Origin of the sequence: Vibrio anguillarum, from assembly GCF_001989995.2 — a bacterium.
In the GTDB taxonomy this organism is placed as follows: Bacteria; Pseudomonadota; Gammaproteobacteria; order Enterobacterales; family Vibrionaceae; genus Vibrio; species Vibrio anguillarum.
The window spans coordinates 1-1,494 of the sequence record NZ_JAHGUP010000082.1 but is presented as its reverse complement, the minus strand read 5'-3'; the positions used below and the strand labels follow the sequence as shown (position 1 = coordinate 1,494).

Annotated in this window: 3 protein-coding genes; all 3 read right to left on the bottom strand. The window is 39.6% G+C overall.

Translation table 11 applies throughout. The annotated features are described in order from the left end of the window. Positions 1-22: 22 nt before the first annotated feature. Entirely contained in the window at positions 23-418 is a 396-nt protein-coding gene (locus PL85_RS16075) for a DUF3465 domain-containing protein (protein WP_115340163.1), read from the bottom strand. Positions 419-574: 156 nt separating this feature from the next. Beyond that, positions 575-1,078 (bottom strand): peptide deformylase, encoded by a 504-nt coding sequence (gene def, locus PL85_RS16070; protein WP_115340162.1) that lies wholly within the window; start codon positions 1,076-1,078, stop codon positions 575-577. Between the two features lie 146 nt (positions 1,079-1,224). Continuing rightward, positions 1,225-1,494: hypothetical protein (locus tag PL85_RS16065; RefSeq protein ID WP_194573208.1), on the bottom strand; the 270-nt coding region annotated here is incomplete at its 5' end.

The window sequence follows — 1,494 nt, the reverse complement described above, 5'->3', positions numbered from 1 at the left end:
TGAGCCGTTTGTTATGTGAATTTTACTCGTACGTCTTACCGTTGTGCTTTAACCAACCTTGCGGATTTTTATTGTTTGGATCCTTGTGCGTCCAGTGCATGACACCACCTTTTTTGTTCCATTCATATTCACCGTAAAACTGGACTCGATCGCCAACTTTTAGATTTGGAACCCTAGGAGCTAAATCAATATTGTGAGCAACAAGTAAAGTTTGTTTACTGTCCAGTTTCAATATGAATTTTTGATGCCTACTTCCTTCGTTGTCATCAGGTAATAAGCGAATAACTGTGCCTGAGCCCTGAACTTGAATATCACTTTGATGATTTTCATACGCATTTTTTAACTGATGATCATTAGCTTGAGCACCAATCGAAGCTAGACAAAAGATAGCTATAAATATAGCGATTAACTTCTTCATATACTCAATTTCTCCAATTCACATAACGCCCAATTAAGGGGTGAACAACGCCTCCACCCAAACCTAAAGCATTGTGCCATAAACACTAAAACTGAAGTAGAAGCAAAAGTGCCAAGCGTTGTGAATCCCTCTTAAATTGCTTGTTATGAGCGGGGGTTAAGAGTGCGCTTTGACGTACTTTTTAACCTTTTTCATAGCCATTTGACGCTTAAGTGGCGAAAGATAGTCGATAAACAAGTTACCCGATAAATGATCTATTTCGTGCTGCATTACGATGGCTAGAAACTCATCACTTTCGATGGTTATTGGCTTACCTTCGCGATCTAAAGCAGTCACAACAACTGAAGTAAAACGCTCTACGTCTGCATAGTAATCAGGAACTGATAAACAACCTTCTTGACCCAATGCTTTATCCGAGCCACTAACCACTTCTGGGTTAACCAAAATTAACGGTTCATCTCGACTTTCTGAAAGGTCGATAATAACAACTGCCTCTTTACGACCAACTTGAGTCGACGCCAAACCGATACCATTGTCAGTTGCATATAGCGTTTCCAACATATCGTCTATTAATGTTTGTACCGTCGTAATATCTTGCACCTTTTCCGCTTTGACCTTAAGCCTTGGATCCGGTGCAATCAGAATTTCTAAAACTGCCATATTTTCCTTCTAATTCTTGGAAGCTCATAACGCTGCATTAAGGTGTGAGCAACGCTACTACGAAACTTAACCTTACCACCGTAAACACGAAACCCAACGATGGAATGAAAAATGCCAAGCGTTGGGAATCACTCTTAAATGCCTTGTTAAGCCGATAGTCCCAGCATACCTGACACTATAAATTTTCTGTCTGGATATTTTTGGCGAAGCTGAACCAGTAAATCCTTATTTAGTTCTATGGTTTCAATGTATAACTGCTTCGTTCTATGCAGAATATTGTCCGTTGAACTCTCTAAACTTGGTATAACCGCTGTCCCTATTTTTTCTTCGACTTGAGCTATTGTATATTTTTCATCTGGTTTCAAGTAATGCTGCACTACTTTTTGATAGTCATTTTGATCTGCTCCAGCCAGACT

What these genes read in the sequence shown, in the direction of transcription:
- PL85_RS16075 (WP_115340163.1), bottom strand. Translation starts at nt 418, where the DNA reads ATGAAGAAGTTAATCGCTATATTTATAGCTATCTTTTGTCTAGCTTCG.
- def (WP_115340162.1), bottom strand. Translation starts at nt 1,078, where the DNA reads ATGGCAGTTTTAGAAATTCTGATTGCACCGGATCCAAGGCTTAAGGTC.